General features: G+C 50.0%; 16 protein-coding genes. 9 read left to right on the forward strand and 7 right to left on the reverse strand.

Features of this window, described 5'->3' with window-relative positions; genetic code table 11:
• The first annotated feature begins 151 nt into the window (after positions 1-151).
• The 7 genes from mnmE (at position 152) to ATY38_RS06840 (ending at position 9,690) form a co-directional block, all read left to right on the forward strand.
• Positions 152-1,507, forward strand: a complete 1,356-nt coding sequence (gene mnmE, locus ATY38_RS06810; protein WP_062558645.1) for a tRNA uridine-5-carboxymethylaminomethyl(34) synthesis GTPase MnmE — start codon at positions 152-154, stop codon at positions 1,505-1,507.
• A gap of 99 nt (positions 1,508-1,606) precedes the next feature.
• A complete protein-coding gene (locus ATY38_RS06815; protein ID WP_062558646.1) occupies positions 1,607-4,297 on the forward strand; it encodes a type I restriction endonuclease subunit R in 2,691 nt (896 codons plus the stop codon).
• Complete coding sequence (locus ATY38_RS16215) at positions 4,297-5,229, forward strand: restriction endonuclease subunit S (RefSeq protein ID WP_062558647.1); 933 nt, start codon at positions 4,297-4,299, stop codon at positions 5,227-5,229. The genes ATY38_RS06815 and ATY38_RS16215 overlap by 1 nt, the downstream gene beginning before the upstream one ends.
• A gap of 89 nt (positions 5,230-5,318) precedes the next feature.
• On the forward strand, positions 5,319-6,035 hold the full coding sequence (locus ATY38_RS06825; RefSeq protein WP_074701475.1) for a restriction endonuclease subunit S: 717 nt from the start codon (positions 5,319-5,321) through the stop codon (positions 6,033-6,035).
• A gap of 316 nt (positions 6,036-6,351) precedes the next feature.
• Entirely contained in the window at positions 6,352-6,648 is a 297-nt protein-coding gene (locus tag ATY38_RS06830) for a GIY-YIG nuclease family protein (RefSeq protein ID WP_062558648.1), read from the forward strand.
• 280 nt (positions 6,649-6,928) lie between these two features.
• Positions 6,929-8,407 carry a class I SAM-dependent DNA methyltransferase gene (locus ATY38_RS06835; RefSeq protein ID WP_062558649.1) on the forward strand — a complete coding sequence of 493 codons (1,479 nt, stop codon included), beginning with the start codon at positions 6,929-6,931 and terminating at the stop codon, positions 8,405-8,407.
• A gap of 158 nt (positions 8,408-8,565) precedes the next feature.
• Complete coding sequence (locus tag ATY38_RS06840; RefSeq protein ID WP_143023437.1) at positions 8,566-9,690, forward strand: RtcB family protein; 1,125 nt, start codon at positions 8,566-8,568, stop codon at positions 9,688-9,690.
• Between the two features lie 57 nt (positions 9,691-9,747).
• Here the strand turns inward: ATY38_RS06840 and ATY38_RS06845 are convergent, their stop codons facing one another.
• The 5 genes from ATY38_RS06845 to ATY38_RS06865 form a co-directional block, all read right to left on the reverse strand.
• Positions 9,748-10,221 (reverse strand): cyanophycin metabolism-associated DUF1854 family protein, encoded by a 474-nt coding sequence (locus ATY38_RS06845; protein ID WP_062558651.1) that lies wholly within the window; start codon positions 10,219-10,221, stop codon positions 9,748-9,750.
• Positions 10,222-12,510 (reverse strand): cyanophycin metabolism-associated ABC transporter, encoded by a 2,289-nt coding sequence (locus ATY38_RS06850; protein ID WP_062558652.1) that lies wholly within the window; start codon positions 12,508-12,510, stop codon positions 10,222-10,224. It lies immediately after the preceding gene.
• Between the two features lie 169 nt (positions 12,511-12,679).
• Positions 12,680-13,039, reverse strand: a complete 360-nt coding sequence (locus ATY38_RS06855) for a DUF3106 domain-containing protein (protein WP_062558653.1) — start codon at positions 13,037-13,039, stop codon at positions 12,680-12,682.
• Positions 13,021-13,392 carry a DUF3619 family protein gene (locus tag ATY38_RS06860; protein ID WP_062558654.1) on the reverse strand — a complete coding sequence of 124 codons (372 nt, stop codon included), beginning with the start codon at positions 13,390-13,392 and terminating at the stop codon, positions 13,021-13,023. The genes ATY38_RS06855 and ATY38_RS06860 overlap by 19 nt, the downstream gene beginning before the upstream one ends.
• Positions 13,389-13,955, reverse strand: a complete 567-nt coding sequence (locus ATY38_RS06865; protein WP_074701485.1) for an RNA polymerase sigma factor — start codon at positions 13,953-13,955, stop codon at positions 13,389-13,391. The genes ATY38_RS06860 and ATY38_RS06865 overlap by 4 nt, the downstream gene beginning before the upstream one ends.
• A 221-nt stretch (positions 13,956-14,176) precedes the next feature.
• Here ATY38_RS06865 and ATY38_RS15435 point away from each other — a divergent pair, with 221 nt between their 5' ends.
• Together ATY38_RS15435 and ATY38_RS06870 are read left to right on the forward strand one after the other, a co-directional pair.
• Complete coding sequence (locus ATY38_RS15435; RefSeq protein ID WP_074701472.1) at positions 14,177-14,353, forward strand: DNA gyrase inhibitor YacG; 177 nt, start codon at positions 14,177-14,179, stop codon at positions 14,351-14,353.
• Between the two features lie 11 nt (positions 14,354-14,364).
• Positions 14,365-15,486 carry a diguanylate cyclase gene (locus ATY38_RS06870; protein WP_062558656.1) on the forward strand — a complete coding sequence of 374 codons (1,122 nt, stop codon included), beginning with the start codon at positions 14,365-14,367 and terminating at the stop codon, positions 15,484-15,486.
• Between the two features lie 11 nt (positions 15,487-15,497).
• Here the strand turns inward: ATY38_RS06870 and ATY38_RS06875 are convergent, their stop codons facing one another.
• Positions 15,498-16,466, reverse strand: coding sequence for a Nudix family hydrolase (locus tag ATY38_RS06875; protein WP_062558657.1), 969 nt, complete (start codon positions 16,464-16,466; stop codon positions 15,498-15,500).
• Positions 16,463-17,341: an ATP-binding protein gene (locus ATY38_RS06880; protein ID WP_062558658.1), complete on the reverse strand. Its 879-nt coding sequence runs from the start codon at positions 17,339-17,341 to the stop codon at positions 16,463-16,465. The genes ATY38_RS06875 and ATY38_RS06880 overlap by 4 nt, the downstream gene beginning before the upstream one ends.
• Between the last annotated feature and the right edge of the window lie 8 nt (positions 17,342-17,349).

The following is a 17,349-nucleotide window of genomic DNA, read 5'->3' on the forward strand; positions in this document are numbered from 1 at the left end:
TCGTTGAGAAACGTTATCGAAGCAGTTGATGCAAGGCAAAAACGGGCCAAAAATGCTCGCTTATTAAGCATAGACTGCGTTTTCTCGCCTGTTTTTAATACCGCAGTGGCAACGCAGGTAGTTTTTCAATGCCTGGTTAGGGAGTTGATACATAGTTAGTCCTGATATCATTGCAGCCATTGCGACACCGCCCGGATGCGGTGGAATCGGTGTAATTCGCATTTCCGGCAATAACTTAGAAAAACTCGCCCAAGTAATCCTCGGCAAGCTCCCCAGGCCACGCCATGCTAGCCTCGGTAAGTTTCTCGATGCCCAGGGACAGATTATCGATCAAGGTATTGTGCTTTACTTTCCGGGGCCTCATTCGTACACGGGTGAAGATGTACTCGAGCTGCATGGGCATGGCGGCCCGGCGGTTATGAATTTACTACTCAAAAGCTGTCTCAGCGCTGGCGCCCGTTTAGCGCAACCCGGCGAATTTACACTACGTGCTTATCTCAATAATAAAATCGATTTGGTTCAGGCCGAGAGTGTCGCTGCCATCATCGAAGCCAGTACGCATGAGGCGGCGCGTTGCGCGGTCAATTCTTTGCAAGGTCATTTCTCCGCCAGGATCGAAGCACTGGTCAGCTTGCTGATCACGTTGCGGATGCTGATTGAAGCAACCCTGGACTTCCCGGAAGATGAGCTCGATAATTTGAAGACTTTGCAAATTCGCGAAAAACTGGATCATATTGTTGCGCAGTTGGAGCAAACACTTGCCGGTGCACGGCAGGGCAATCTGCTGCAAGAAGGCATCCGGATCGTTTTGGCGGGAGCGCCCAATGTCGGCAAGTCCAGTTTGCTGAATCAATTGGTCGAAGAGGATGCCGCGATTGTTACGGAAATACCGGGAACCACTCGGGATACTATTCAACGCACCATTATCCTGGGCGGGATGCCAATTCATATCGTGGATACTGCCGGCCTGAGAGAAACCGGTGATATTGTCGAACAAAAAGGCATTGAGCGAACACTGGCGGCGATTAAACGTGCCAATCTGGTGCTCCGGCTGCTGGATAGCAGTCAGCACCAGCCAGCCGCGCCCGATCCGATAAAACAATACATCCCTGATGACAAACCCCAAATCACCGTGTTCAATAAAATTGACTTGCGCAATGAGAATCCAAAGATAGAAGAGGATGAACACAACAGCAGCATTCATCTTTCTGCCAAAACCGGTGCGGGTATCGAATTGCTGCGTCAAAAGATTTTGCACCTGGCAGGCTGGCAATTCAATCATGCCGGTGAAGGGATATTCATGGCCAGGCAGCGTCATTTGGAGGCGTTGACACTAGCAAGCGCACATTTGCAAAATGCGCAGGAATATACTGAAAACGAATACCAACTGGAGCTTATTGCCGAAGAACTTAGGCTGGCGCAAACTGCATTATCAACCATCACGGGTCAATTTACGGCGGATGACCTGCTGGGGGAAATTTTTTCGCATTTTTGCATTGGCAAATAGCTTTAATTCCGCAGCGATCCGCTAAGTCCAGCCGAGTTTAAGATATATTGAAGCGGCGTGTTATGATCAAATACTGTTTTGTCACTCAGCTGTTGTTATATGACGCTCAACCAGAATCCGGAACAAAAAGCCCGCGACCATATCGACACGCGACTCAACCAAGCGGGCTGGGTGGTTCAATCCGTCCGGAAAATCGATCTGAATGTCGGGTTAGGGCAAGCGGTACGTGAATACCAGACCGATGTCGGCCCGGCGGATTACGTGCTGTTTGTGGACAAAAAAGCGGTGGGTGTGATTGAAGCCAAAAAGGCGGATCTGGGACATAAAATCACCGAAGTGGAGCAGCAGACTGAAGGCTACGCCAGCGCCCGGTTAAAGTGGATCAGCAACACCAGACCGTTGCCATTCCTGTACGAAAGTACCGGCATCATTACGCGCTTCACCGATGGCCGTGATCCCAAGCCGCGCTCGCGCGAAGTGTTCAATTTTCACCGCCCCGAAATGCTCAAAGCATGGATTGCGCAAGATGCCAGCCTGCGCCAGCGTTTGCAACACATTCCGTTGCTCAACCCGGATCATTTAACCGCCCATGCGCTGCATTTGCGCGACTGCCAGGAAACCGCCATTGCCAATCTGGAAATCTCATTCCGCGAAGGCCGCCCGCGCGCGTTGATTCAAATGGCAACCGGTGCGGGCAAAACCTACACTGCGATTACCGCAATGTACCGGTTGCTCAAATACGCCGATGCCCGACGCATTTTGTTTCTGGTCGATACCCGCAATCTTGGCGAGCAGGCCGAACAGGAAATGATGTCGTACGTGCCGCTCGACGACAACCGCAAATTTACCGAAATCTACGCCACGCAACGCCTGAAATCGTCGTATATTCCCACCAACAGCGTGGTTTGCATCAGCACTATCCAGCGGCTGTACTCGATTCTCAAAGGCAGCGAACTGGACGAAGCCACGGAACAAATCCATCCGGCGGAATTGATGCAAGCCAAAGCATCCCTGCCGGTGGTTTACAACGACAAAGTCCCGCCGGAATTCTTCGATTTCATTTTCATCGACGAATGCCACCGCTCGATCTATAACCTGTGGCAACAAGTACTGGATTATTTCGACGCCAGCCTGATCGGCCTCACCGCCACGCCGGACAACCGCACTTACGGTTTTTTCAACAAAAATGTGGTCAGCGAGTACAGCCACGAAAAAGCCGTCGCCGATGGCGTCAACGTCGGCAACGAGGTGTACCTGATCGAAACGCAGATCACGCAACAAGGTGCGCAGATTGCCGCCAAGCAGCAAGTGGAAAAACGCGAGAAACTGACGCGCAAGAAACGCTGGGAAATGCAGGACGAAGACGAAACCTACTCCGCTACCCAACTGGATCGCAGCATCGTCAATCCGGATCAGATCCGCACCGTAATCCGCGCATTCCGCGACAAATGGCCGGAAATTTTTCCGGGCCGACGCGAAGTGCCGAAGACATTGATCTTCGCCAAAACCGACAGTCACGCCGACGACATCATCCAGATGGTGCGCGAGGAATTTGCCGAAAGCAACGCCTTCTGCAAGAAACTGACGTACAAAATCGACGAAGACCCCAAATCGTTGCTGGCGCAATTCCGCAATGACTACATGCCGCGCATCGCCGTTACCGTCGACATGATTGCCACCGGCACCGACGTGAAGCCGCTGGAATGTCTGCTGTTCATGCGCGACGTGAAAAGCCGCAACTATTTCGAGCAAATGAAAGGCCGCGGCACGCGCACACTGGATCTGGACGATCTGGGAAAAGTCACGCCGTCTGCGGTCAGCGCCAAAACGCACTATGTCATCGTCGACGCCATCGGCGTCACCCGCTCGCTCAAAACTGCCAGCCAGCCGCTCATCACCCAACCCGGCATACCACTGAAAGATCTGGCGATGCGAGTGATGATGGGTGCTGCCGACGAAGATACCATCAGCTCGTTAGCCGGACGGCTGGCGCGGCTCAACAAGCAACTGGATGCGGACGACCAGCGCCGCATCCGCGATCTGGCGGGCATGGAACTTACGCAACTGGTCGGCGAGGCGGCACGCGTACTGAACGGCGAACTGGTCGAACTGATCGACAGCATTCGCCGCGACAAGGAACAAACCATCGACCACGGCAACCTTGACGAACTGGTGCGCGTCGGATGGGACAAGGACGCCGCCAGCAACGCGCAAGCATTAGCCGATGAATTCGCCGAATACTTGCGAACCCATCAAGACCAGATCACCGCGCTGACGATCTTTTTCAGCCAGCCGTACCGGCGGCGCGAATTGAGTTACGCGCTGATCCGTCAAGTGCTGGATAAACTTAAGACCGATCAACCTAAACTTGCGCCACTGCGCGTATGGCAAGCGTACCAACAACTGGAATCCTGTCATTCCCGCGCAGTGCCTGCCCCCGCGAGGGCGTGGGGCGGGAATCCAGTCAATGAACTTACGGCACTAGTCGCGCTGATCCGCCGGGTATGCGGCTGGGACAAAACCCTAACCCCCTTCGACGACACCGTGCGCCGCAATTTCCAAAGCTGGATCATGCAACACCACGCCGGCAGCGGCGAAAAATTCAACGAAGAACAAATGCGCTGGCTGCACATGATCCGCGACCACGTCGCCAACTCGTTCCACATCGAGCGCGATGATTTGGAAATGGCGCCGTTCGATGCGCAAGGCGGACTGGGCAGGATGCATCAATTGTTTGGGGCGAAGATGGAGCCGCTGCTGGATGAATTGAATGAGGTGTTGGTGGGGTGATGAGTAGCGAGAAAATTTCTCCACAAGGATGGGAGAAGATAAGTGTTGAATTGGCATCGTCAGAAATAATTTCTGGTTCAGGCTTTCCAAAGGAACATCAAGGCGATTCGACTGGTCATTATCCTTTTGCAAAAGTAGGTGATATTTCAAGAGTATTTCGCGCGAAACAAAAATATATAGGTAGTGCTGGTCATTTCATCTCCGAAGAAGTAAGGAGCGAAATCAAGGCTAGAGTCTTTCCAAAAGGAACGATTGTTTTCCCTAAGATCGGAGAGGCTCTAAGAGGTAACTCCCGAGTGGTTACCAGTAGAGAAATGCTTTTTGATAATAATGTCATGGGAATAATCCCAGATGTGGAAATCATTAGCGGAGATTTTCTTTACTACTTTTTGATCACGCAAGATTTTGGTAAATATGCAGTAGCTACCGCCGTACCTTCTGTTCGTCGGGGTGACATTGCTTCAATACCTCTCTTACTTCCCCCGCTCAACGAACAACACCGCATCGTCGCCAAAATCGAAGAACTGTTTTCCGAGCTGGACAAAGGTATCGAAAACCTGAAAACCGCCCAGGCGCAGCTCAAGGTGTACCGTCAGGCATTGCTGAAACACGCATTTGAAGGCAAACTCACCGCGCAATGGCGTGCGCAGCGCCGTGCCAAACAAACCGTCGCCCCCGCGCAGGCGGGGGCCCAGCTTTTGAATGACATGGATTCCCGCCCCACGCCTTCGCGGGGGCAGGCAATGCGCGGGAATGACGAAGCTGGGAGGGGAATGACGAACCCCTCGAAACCGCCGAAGCCTTACTCAAGCGCATCCAGCAAGAACGCGCACAACGCTACCAGCAACAACTCGCTGAGTGGGAGAAATCTCCCTCGGTCCCCCTTTTACAAAGGGGGAAGCCAACCAGCACCGCACCCATCCCCCCCTTAGAAAAAGGGGGGCGAGGGGGGATTTCAAAACCCAAACCTCCCCAAACCCTGCCGCCACTCACCGCCGAAGAACTGGCCGAATTACCTGAATTGCCGGAGGGGTGGGGGTGGGTGAAAGTCGGCACTGTTAGCTCAGTAGGTACTGGTATAACTCCACTTAAAGGGCGCTCCGATTTTTACGCGAACGGAAATATTCCGTGGGTCACGAGCGGTGCGCTCAACGATAATTTCGTTACCGAGGCATCAGACTACGTTACCGATCTAGCATTGAAAGAAACCAATCTCCGAATTTATCCAAAGCATACATTGCTTATTGCGTTGTATGGTGAAGGGAAGACGAGAGGAAAGTGCTCGGAACTTTTGATTGAGGCCGCAACCAATCAAGCAATTGCAGCTATAGTCCAAGAAGGTATGTCAGAAAAACTTCGAAAATACATGAAATGGTTTTTCCAAAAGAACTATGGCGATATTCGCCTAAAGTCTTCAGGTGGTGTGCAGCCGAATTTAAATCTAAGCATCATCGAAAATACACTATTTCCCATGTGCTCAATCGAAGAGGCAAATCAGGTTGTTGACGCGATAGAAATGAAATTATCCGAAATCGACCAGCTTGATCAAACCATCACGACATCCTTACAACAAGCCGAAGCCCTGCGCCAATCCATTCTGAAAAAAGCCTTCTCCGGCCAGTTGGTGCCGCAAGACCCGAACGACGAACCTGCCTCGGAATTGCTGGCGCGTATCAAGGCGGAACGGCTGGCCTCTCAGGGCAATTTGGTTGTCCGTCGAAAGGGTGGGCGAAGTTAACGGTAATTTGCTTGCTTGTCACGTCATTCCTCGTCACCCCCGCGAAGGCGGGGGGAAGCGGGAATCCACATTACTCTGAAAATCTGGATTTCCGCTCCCGGCTGAAAGCGTACCGGGACAAGCTCCGCAGGAATGACGGATGCGACGAACGGTGACGAGTGTGACGAGGGATGGCGGGTGCGGCGAGCGGGAGTGGATCGACGAGGGGTGGCGGGTGTGATCGGGAAAGATTCATGATGGATAAAGTGGTGTCGGCAAGGGCATGTGAATAATGCGAAAGATGATTTGGATGTGAGCGTTTGATTGGGGTTGCATCATGGTGAAACAGTCTCCGGTTTACATTTTGGCGAGTGGATACAACGGTACGTTGACCATTGGGGTAACCGGTCACTTGATTCAGCGGATTTGGCAGCATAAACAGGACTTGGTTGAAGGATTTACGAAGAAGTACAGTGCTCATTTCCTGGTTTATTATGAAATGCATGAAGAGATGCAAGCAGCGATTCAGCGCGAGAAGCAACTTAAAAAATGGAATAGGCAATGGAAAATAAATTTGATCGAGAAGATGAATCCGGCATGGAAGGATTTATGGGAAGAATTAGGGAAACGCTGATTAATTGGCTGCACGAGCGAATCACTTCGTTGCGCGGTACTTACGTCTTCGCCTATCTTGTTGATATGTCTCAGTTGCTGCGTTCCGGGCGTCTCGTGCTTCATCTCGTTCGCCGAATTAATCAGTGTTTCCTTAGTATGAGTAAGATCGCCGTAGTTCGTCATCCTCGAGTGTTTTTATCGAGGATCCAGAATTTTAGCCAGCTAGAGACTGGATTCCCGATTAGAATCGTCTCGGGAATGACGGGAGCGTTGAATACTGACTTGCTGAGGGTCTCGGCATGAGCGCAACCGCATCGATCGTTTCCAAAGTTTGGAGTTTCTGTACAGTTCTGAAAGACGATGGCGTGGGTTATGGCGATTACCTGGAGCAGCTCACCTATTTGATTTTCCTTAAAATGGCGGATGAGTACAGCCAGCCGCCGTACAACCGTCAAGTAGGCATTCCCGCTGAGTACAACTGGCAAAGTTTGAAAGCGAAGCGTGGTGCGGAGTTGGAGGTGCATTATGTGGCGCTGCTGATGGAGCTGGGCAAGTTGTCGGGGATGCTGGGGCAAATTTTTACCAAGGCGCAGAACAAAATCCAGGATCCGGCCAAATTGTACCGCTTGATCGATATGGTCAATGAAACGCAGTGGGTAACGATGGGCGCGGATGTCAAAGGCGATATTTACGAGGGCTTGCTGGAACGCAACGCGGAAGATACCAAATCCGGTGCGGGGCAATACTTTACGCCGCGGGCGTTAATTCGCGCGATGGTGGCATGTGTGCGGCCGGAACCGGGCAAGACTATCGCCGATCCAGCGTGTGGTACCGGCGGGTTTTTTCTGGCGGCATACGATTTTCTGGTGGCTGAATACGCGCTGGACAAAACGCAGAAAGCGTTTCTGAAGCACGAGACGTTTTACGGCAACGAGATTGTCGCCAATACGCGGCGCCTGGCGCTGATGAACATGTTTCTGCACAACATCGGCGAGATCGACGGCGACAGCATGATTTCCCCCAACGATGCGCTGGTGGCCGATTCCGGCAAGCGCTTCGATTACGTGTTGGCAAATCCGCCGTTCGGCAAGAAAAGCGCAATGAGTTTCACCAACGAGGAAGGCGAGCAGGAGAAAGACGAGCTGACCTACAACCGGCAGGATTTCTGGGCGACGACATCGAACAAGCAACTGAATTTCGTGCAGCATATCCGCACCCTGCTGAAAACCACCGGGGAAGCCGCCGTGGTGGTGCCGGACAACGTGCTGTTCGAGGGTGGCGCGGGCGAGACGGTACGGCGCAAATTGCTTGAGACTACCGATCTGCATACGATTCTGCGGCTGCCGACCGGTATTTTCTACGCCAATGGCGTGAAGGCGAATGTGCTGTTTTTCGATAACCGCGAGGCCAGCAAGGAGCCGTGGACCAAGGCGGTGTGGTATTACGATTACCGCACCAATATTCATCATACGCTGAAAAAGAAGCCGTTGCGCTTCGAGGATTTGCAGGATTTCATCGCCTGCTATAACCCGCAAAACCGTCATCAGCGGCAGGAAACCTGGAACGAGCAGAACGCGGAAGGCCGCTGGCGCAAATACGGCTTCGATCAGATCATGGCGCGCGACAAAACCAGCCTGGACATTTTCTGGATCAAGGATAAAAGCTTGTCCGATCTGGATAATTTGCCGGAACCGGACGAATTGGTGGGCGACATTATCGAGAACCTGGAAGCCGGATTGAATAGTTTCCGGGATATCGCGGCGACACTATCTAAGTAATGGCAAATAATTTTATTGCTTTGCATTTGAAAACATTTGTATTGATCAAGTATTAAAGGTGTCGCGTGGAATATCAAGTATTGCAAGTTGAGAATGGCAAGCCGATCAAGCTATGGACCAGCGGCGTACCCGTCGAGGACGATGCCCGCACACAGCTGATGAACACGGCCCGTATGCCCTTTATCTATCGGCATCTGGCGGTAATGCCGGATGTGCACCTGGGTAAAGGTTCGACCATAGGGAGCGTGATTCCCACGCAGGGTGCCATCATTCCGGCGGCGGTGGGCGTGGATATCGGCTGCGGCATGATGGCTGTGCGCACGACACTATCAGCGCAGGATTTGCCGGATCAGTTGTTTGAATTGCGCAGCGCCATCGAGCGCGCCGTACCGCATGGCCGCACTTCAAAACGCAACCAGCGCGATCAAGGCGCCTGGGATACGCCGCCGGTATCCGTGGATAGCATGTGGGCGAGCCTGATTCCTGGGTTTGATCGCCTTACCGGGAAATATCCGCGGTTGAAGAAAACCAACAACTACAAGCATCTGGGCACGCTAGGCACGGGTAATCACTTCATTGAGATTTGCCTGGATCAGGTTGATCGCGTGTGGTTCATGCTGCATTCGGGTTCGCGTGGCGTCGGCAACGCCATAGGTACCTACTTCATCGAACTGGCGCAAGCGGATATGCGCCATCACATTGCCAATTTGCCGGATCGCGATCTGGCTTATTTCGAAGAAGGCAGCGAGCATTTCGAGGATTATGTCGAAGCCGTGGGTTGGGCGCAGGATTATGCGCGGCGTAATCGCGCGGTGATGATGCAGAATGTCATTGCCGCTGCACGCAAGGTTATTGCCAAGCCGTTCAGAGCGGATGTGGAGGCGGTCAATTGTCACCATAATTACGTACAAAAGGAAATCCACTTCGGCACGGAAATTCTGGTAACGCGCAAAGGTGCGGTATCTGCGCAGAAAGGTGAGCTGGGCATTATTCCCGGTTCCATGGGCGCTAAAAGCTACATTGTTCGTGGCCTGGGTAACCCGGAAGCTTTCTGTTCATGCAGTCACGGCGCTGGACGTATTATGAGCCGCAACGAAGCCAAGCGCCGTTTTACGGTTGCCGATCAGATCGCGGCAACAGCCCATGTAGAATGCCGCAAGGATGCCAGCGTAATCGATGAGATTCCGCTGGCCTACAAGAATATCGATGCTGTCATGCAGGCGCAAAGTTCTCTGGTGGAGGTCGTCCATACCCTGAAACAAGTGGTGTGCATTAAGGGATAATCCTCTGCAAGCGATTGAGGGAATACAAATTTCCTCGCATCTTTCCAGTGCATGTTTTCAAAGAAAATGATCCAGCAATTTACGGCTATGGCGATCCAGCGCCAAGCGATCCTGAATCAGGAAATGAATGCCATGATTGTCGGTGATGATTAACGATGTTGCTGATAAGCGGCGAATATCTTCCTCGCCCTTAAGAATAAAAACAGTTTCTCCGCGATCCGTTTCAACTTCCCAGGTATTGGGCGTGATAAAACCGGATATTTTTGATACGCGTTTGATTTCCGGCATAAATTCACGCTGCGCAAGTTCCGATTCAATCAGTTCCCGGTAATGCTGCGGCAAATCTTCAAGCTGGTTAATCCACATCAATTCATGTCCCTGTGAATCAATCAGTGCAATGCCATGATTCGGATCGGTGATTGGAAATGCCCGGATTGGCACTACGCCTTCGTGCATTATGCCGAATTGATTCATCAGAACAAGCTTTCCATACGAATTCCGGGTTAATTGGTAATCAACAGTTATGTTCATTTATACGCTCCCGCGGCTACTGTGCGCTTCAATCGGAGCCATAGTCTTGTCTTCCGTATCCACATTGCGTGCCTGTGCCAGCCATAAGCGGTAGTAATAGCCTTGCTGCGCCATCAATTCAATGTGGGTACCGATCTCAACGATCATACCCCGATCAAGTACGATGAGCCGGTCGGCTTCGCGCAACGTTGACAGGCGATGGGCGATGGCAATCGTGGTGCGGCCACGCACCAGATTATCCAGGGCTTGTTGAATGTCTTTTTCGGTGGTTGTATCCACAGAGGAGGTTGCTTCATCCAAAATCAGGATGCGTGGATTAATCAGAAGGGCGCGGGCAATTGAAATGCGCTGACGTTCGCCGCCTGAAAGCGCTTGCCCGCGTTCCCCCACCAGCGAATCGTAACCATGTGGCAGGCGCAGGATAAATTCATGGGCATGCGCAGCACGCGCAGCGGATACAATTTCTTCCGGTGTTGCGCCGGGTTTGCCATAAGCGATATTTTCAGAAATCGTGCCAAAAAACAGAAAAGGTTCTTGAAGTACCAGGCCAATATGTTTGCGATACTCAGCAATCGATAAGGTGCGAATATCATGTCCGTCGATCAGAATAACCCCTCCCGTGACATCATAGAAACGGCAGATCAGATTAACCAGCGTGCTTTTTCCTGAGCCGCTGTGTCCGACCAGGCCGATCATTTCGCCCGGCTGGATAGTTAAATTGATGTCACGCACAATGCTGCGCGTCCCATACCGGAAGGCGACATTGCGTAATTCAATCCGGCCTTGAGTCGCGGATAAGTGCACGGGATTAGGTGATTCCGGGACACTGGATACCTGATCCAGAATATCAAAAATACGCTTGGTGCCTGCTGCGGCTTTCTGCGTAATGGAAACGATACGGCTCATTGAATCCAGGCGAATGTAGAAGCGGCTGATATAGGCCAGAAAGGCTGTCAGTACACCGACGGTGATTTCGTCTCTGGAGATTTGCCAAATTCCGCACACCCATACTACCAGCAAACCCATTTCAGTCAGCAATGTGACCGTGGGCGTGAATAATGACCAAACCCGGTTCACGCGATCGTTGACGTGTAAATTGCGCTGGTTAGCAGCATGGAAACGCGCTGCTTCTCTCTTTTCCTGGGCAAATGCCTTAACCACCCGGATGCCTGGAATGGTATCCGCAAGAACGTTATTGACTTCGGCCCAAATCCGATCGACTTTTTCAAAACCTATGCGCAGCCGGTGACGCACACTATGAATCAACCAGAGAATAATAGGTAACGGTACCAGCGTTACCAGCGCCAGCCAGGGATTGATTGAAATTAAAATTACGGCAGTCATCGCAATCATGATGACATCGGTGGCAAAATCCAGTAGGTGTAGAGAGAGAAACAGATTTATCCGGTCGGTTTCGGCACCGATACGCGCCATCAGATCACCGGTTCGCTTGCCCCCAAAATATTCCTGCGAAAGATTCAGCATGTGCTCGTAGGTTGTGGTGCGCAAATCAGCGCCGATTCGCTCGGAAACACGGGCCAGCATATAGGTTCTGGTCCACCCTAATATCCACGCAAGAATCGATGCGCCCAACAAGCCTGAGAGATACAGTGTCACCAAGTCCGTATTGATGGGTTGACCATTTTGATAGGGTATCAGTACGTTATCCATCAGTGGCATGGTTAAATAGGGTGGCACCAAGGTTGCAGCCGTGCTGCATAAAGTCAGCAGAAACCCAATGAGCAAACGCCCTTTATAGGGCTTCGCAAAACGCCACAAGCGAAATAAAGCCCAGGTTGACGGGGGAGTATGATTTTGTTTTTCGCAGACTGTACATTCTTCTTTGGAAGATAAAAATGCAGAGCAAGTTAGGCACTGCGCAAGCGTATCGGAGGATGGCGGGAGCTTACCGGTAAGATGATAATCCAGTTGCTCAGTGAAGCAGTGAATCAGGTGGCTTACTGCGGCATCGTTACCCAGGCGATAACGCCAAAAAGAAAGTCGTGCATGCGGATCATATATCTCCAGGCAACCAATGCCTGCATAATCACGCTGCGTTAATGACAATCCGTTGCGGTAGTGCCATGCCTGCCATGTTTCGTCGCCAAACATTTTGGCCAGTAAGCGTTTATTGGTTACCACGATCAAGCCTGTTGAGAAATGCAGCTGGGTATCGAGGTCGATTGGGAGCCAAGTCAGTATATTTTCTTGATCGATTAATTGTGATGCAACCTCATCGGCCCAATTGATGGGAAGATGATTGATAGTTAAATAATCAGTTCGCAGCATGAGCTAAACTGCGAAAAAGGCAAAATAAAAAATTATCTGGTATGAAACAAGTAATGGGCCTGGATTTCAAATGGAATGATTGCTGTTGCTGCTGATAAAAACGGTTTTGTTGATGAAACAGGCTAATGACACCAACGATTGAGGGATTTTTCAGAGCCTCTGGCAACGGTTAATTACCATGCCAGCGTTGCTTGATTTCTTGTCTTTTCTGAGCGGGCAGTTGTTCCATTTTTTTGTAAATTTCGCGCACTTGCTTTCTTTGTTCAGAAGTCAGTGCATGCCAGCTTTGCATTTGTGATTGTATGCGGTGCTGTTCCTTCAGACTCATTTTGGGATAGCGTTTTGCAATGCCGAGCCATTTTTTCTTTCTCTCCAGTTTCATGACATTCCAATCTTCCGCCAGCGGCCCCAAAATTTCTTGCTGTTGATTTGTCAGATCTTTCCAGTCGAGCTGATGGGAATCAGCAAGAACCTCAGAAATAAAGAAAAAGAATATCCCGCATAAAGTGATTAATCGATATCCAGCCATTTCTCAAGCTCATTATCAATGTAAGCATCCACTGGCAAATCGTCAGCCAGTATCAAGGTATCAATCGCTGCATTATTTTCCTGCTCAGCAAATTGGGCGAGCATGATATTCATCAAAATATATATCGCGGTTAACAATAGCAATAGCTTTCCACCGGTAGAATATCCACCGTGTCTGCCATAAACAGAAATATTGCGACCTGAATTCATGAGTTTTACTGATTCCTGCTCGCATTGCTCCAGCGCGGCTTGGCGAGCTGATTGCAGCCGATACAGCGTACTTTGATTGATAGTTTCGTCGCTACTCTGATCCAACAATCGGGCAATATTTTTTCCAAATTCTTGTTCGTTCACAATTTCACCCCTTTCGCTTTGAGTATTGTAGCTAATGTATGCGTTGCTCGTGAACAATGCGTTTTTACACTTCCTTCCGAACAGTTCATAATTATAGCAGTCTCCGCCAAACTCATTTCTTCCCAATAACGCAGTATAAAAGCTTCGCGTTGACGCAACGGAAGAGTTTTTATCGCTTCTTCAATTAACCGGATCAACTGGGCTTTCTCAAGTTGGGTACTGGGGTCGTTGGATTCCTGCTTTATCGGTAAAGTTTCGAGAATATCGAAGTCTTCGTGATTTTTATCCCGATCGTCAGGCGTAAACGATGAAAACAAAGAAGTCCATAGTGAGCGGATCTTTTGCCTTCGGTAGTGATCTCGGATGGTATTTTGCAATATGCGTTGAAACAAAAGCGGTAGCTCTTCGATTGGTTTCGCTGCGTACTTTGCTGTGAGTTTCATCATGGAGTCCTGAACGATGTCTAGGGCTACATGGGTATCTTGCACTGCAAATAAAGCTTGCTTATAAGCACGTCTCTCGATTTCAATCAAAAAATCTGAGAGTTCTTGTCGAGTAGCCAGGATTGTCAACCTTTAGATAAGTATTCAAGAATAAGTCAGAAAAGTTTAACCTAACTTATGTAAAATTTTTGTAAAATTCATAGCTGAATATTACGTTGGCAGCTTTTTTCTTACTATCCGCTATACTAGTAAAAATAACTTGAATAACAATAATCTAACTTTTCATTGCCAAAATAGGGAGATTGCCTTATTGTCTATTATCGGTGTAAGGATTTTCTTTCATGCAACAGCGTAAAGTTAACTGTCCACAATGTGGGGAAAAAGTAATTTGGGAAGCTACTAGTCGTTTCAGGCCCTTTTGTTCAGAGCGGTGCAAAACAGCGGATTTGTCGCAGTGGGCTCAAGAATCTTACCGAATTCCGGAGCCTGCGAATACTCGGGAAGAAGAAAATAACTGAGTCTTTAGAGAATGGATGAGTCGGTTTATGATAAGAATCGTGAGTTACAGCGTAAGCTGGATCATTTCATCAAACAGGCCAGAGCCAATGAAAAAAAACAGGAGTTATACGAAACCTTTGGTTTTGAAATCATTGGTGCCAGCACCCCCAAACAGTTGCGCGATTTACTGCTATCCCAAAGTATTGTGCGTTTCCAGCTCTTGGATATGGTGCTGTGTCTCGTGGACCATCATAAGGACGCTGATCGCTTATTTTTTGAACATGACGAAGAAGCGCGTTTAGGCTGTGCAAATAAACTATTGATTCTTGATGTTAACAACGATGCGGAAATCATTCAGTCATTCATCGTTAATCCGATGTTGGGAACCGAAGCGCTACAGAAATATCATTGGATGATAAATGGTTTAAAATCATCGAATCAAGTCAAAAGTGCGGCTTTTTTACCACTGCTGCGCAGTAATCAGGTTATTGGTGCGATGATGCTGTTGAGCCAAGATCCACATCGTTACCAAAAGGGCATTGGGACTTTTTTTTTGCAGAAACTATCCGCCATGACAGCGGTTGCAATAGAAAACTGCCTCAATCAGCAGAGAATCAAGGAAATCAGTTATCAGGATGCGCTAACGCAAACCTACAACCGGCGTTATTTTGACTTGCGTCTTAAAGATGAAATTGCCCGATGCATTCGCTGGAATGATGATTTAATCTGTATGTTTCTCGATGTCGATCATTTCAAGAAAATCAATGATAGCCATGGTCACCAAACAGGTGATTCGGTGTTAAGACACATGGTGAACCTGATCAAGGAGCAAGTAAGATCCTGCGACATTGTAGCCCGTTATGGCGGAGAAGAATTCGTCGTGGCACTGCCTTCAACGGCCTTGCACGCTGCACATGAAATTGCTGAGCGATTACGCAAAGCAATTTGTTCCTCGGCGATTATTCTTTATGACAAGCAACTCAACATCTCGGTATCCATAGGTATGGCCAGTTTGCGAGACTTACCGGTTGTACTGCAGCAAGATGCTGACTTTATCTGTACAACCCTTTTGGAAAGAGCGGATAAAGCCCTATATGAGGCCAAAGAAGGCGGAAGAAATCAGGTGGTTGTGTATACCAATCCGATTTTATAGAAAATTATGAGTTATGCGACTCCGCGCATCATGGCAATACCCTGCGCGCCCATTTCCTGCGCAATGACCAAGTCTTCCGAACTGAGTCCGCCAAGCGCATAAACCGGCAACGGATAGTCGCGAATGATCGAAGCGAACTTGCGCCAGCCCAGTGGTGGTAGTCCCGGATGACTTAAGGTCGATTGAATCGGTCCCAATACGACAAAATCAAGCCTTAACAGCTCCGCGGCATAGAGTTCTTCGGCATTGTGACAGGATGCGCCACATAAACCATATTCCGGATCGGGGCGACATGATATCTCCATCAGTTGCGCTGATGTCAAATGTACGCCATCAGCGCCGGTCTCGCGCGCTAACTCGGCATCGCTATTGATCAGGACCTTTGCTTGATGGAGATGCGCCAGCGCAATTATTTTTTCTGCGAACTCGCGCAGCTTATCTTTCTCCATTTGTTTCTCGCGAATTTGCAGTAAGCGCAAACCGTTTTGCAATGCGAGATCAATTCGCTGCAAGGCTGATTCGATCCCGATCTCGCTTGCAGTTGTGATGGCATAAAGCGGTGGCAGCAACAATGCCTGCAAAATCGGCCCATTTGCCGGCAAGATGGGAGAAACTGCAATTTCTTGAGGCATCTGCCAGGATACAGCCTGCATTTCTCTGGGTATCAATTTGCCTTCCCATTCCACCACGCGAAAAAAATGCAGCCGCACAGTCGCGTGCGCATAGGTGAAAGTCCGTGATATCCAGGGCTGGGCATAACGGACATGGATACCTAATTCTTCCCATAGCTCACGCTCCAGCGCGTACAACAAGGACTCACCCGACTCAACCTTGCCGCCGGGGAATTCCCAGTAGCCCGAATATACCTTGCCCTTCGGTCTCTGTGCCAGCAGAAACCGGCCATCCGGTTGCAGAATGACGGCAGCGACAACTTCAACGATAGGAATGAATTCAGGACTGGGAAGGGTGATATGACTCATGGGGTTTTGCCGCTGACCGACTTTGTTCTTCCCGCCAAATCCCGTGCAAACTGCCAGGCCACGCGCCCGCTGCGCGATCCGCGTTGCAGCGCCCATTGTAATGCTTCAGCGCGAGTCTGCGGGGTCAGCTTGCCGATACCGAAATAAACCAGCCAGCCATGCACAATTTTCAGATACTGATCCTGATCGAACGGATAAAAAGATACCCATAAGCCAAAGCGCTCTGACAATGAGATTTTCTCCTCGACGGTCTCGCTCGGATGCACTTCCTCGCCGATATGCCGCGTATCCAGATTGTCGCGCATGAACTCTGGAACCATATGGCGCCGGTTCGACGTTGCATAGATCAACACATTATCGGAAACTGTGGCAATCGAGCCATCCAGCACCACTTTAAGCGCTTTATAACCCGGCTCGTCGGTTTCAAACGATAAATCATCACAAAACAAAATAAAACGTTCCGGGCGTTGATAAATTCTTTCGACGATATCATGGGCATCGATCAGATGATGCTTTTCCACTTCGATCAGGCGCAGTCCGCCTTCAGCGTACTTGTTCAGCAATGCCTTGATCAATGACGATTTGCCCGTGCCACGCGCACCGGTTAGCAGCACATTGTTGGCCGGAAATCCTTGTACGAACTGACGTGTATTCTGATCGATACGCTGTTTCTGATCATCGATGCCGCATAATGCGTCCAGCGTAATTTGATGCGGGTGCGTCACCGGTTGAATAAATCCTGAGTTTCCTTGCCTGCGCCATCGAAAAGCTGTCGAAGCATGCCAATCCGGTTGCGGATGATTCACCGGCAAGAAATACTCCAAGCGATCCAGCAGTTTGTTTGCACGCTTATACAGTTTGTCCCAATCACTCATAATATTGA

The organism is Nitrosomonas ureae, assembly GCF_001455205.1.
Taxonomy (GTDB): domain Bacteria; phylum Pseudomonadota; class Gammaproteobacteria; order Burkholderiales; family Nitrosomonadaceae; genus Nitrosomonas; species Nitrosomonas ureae.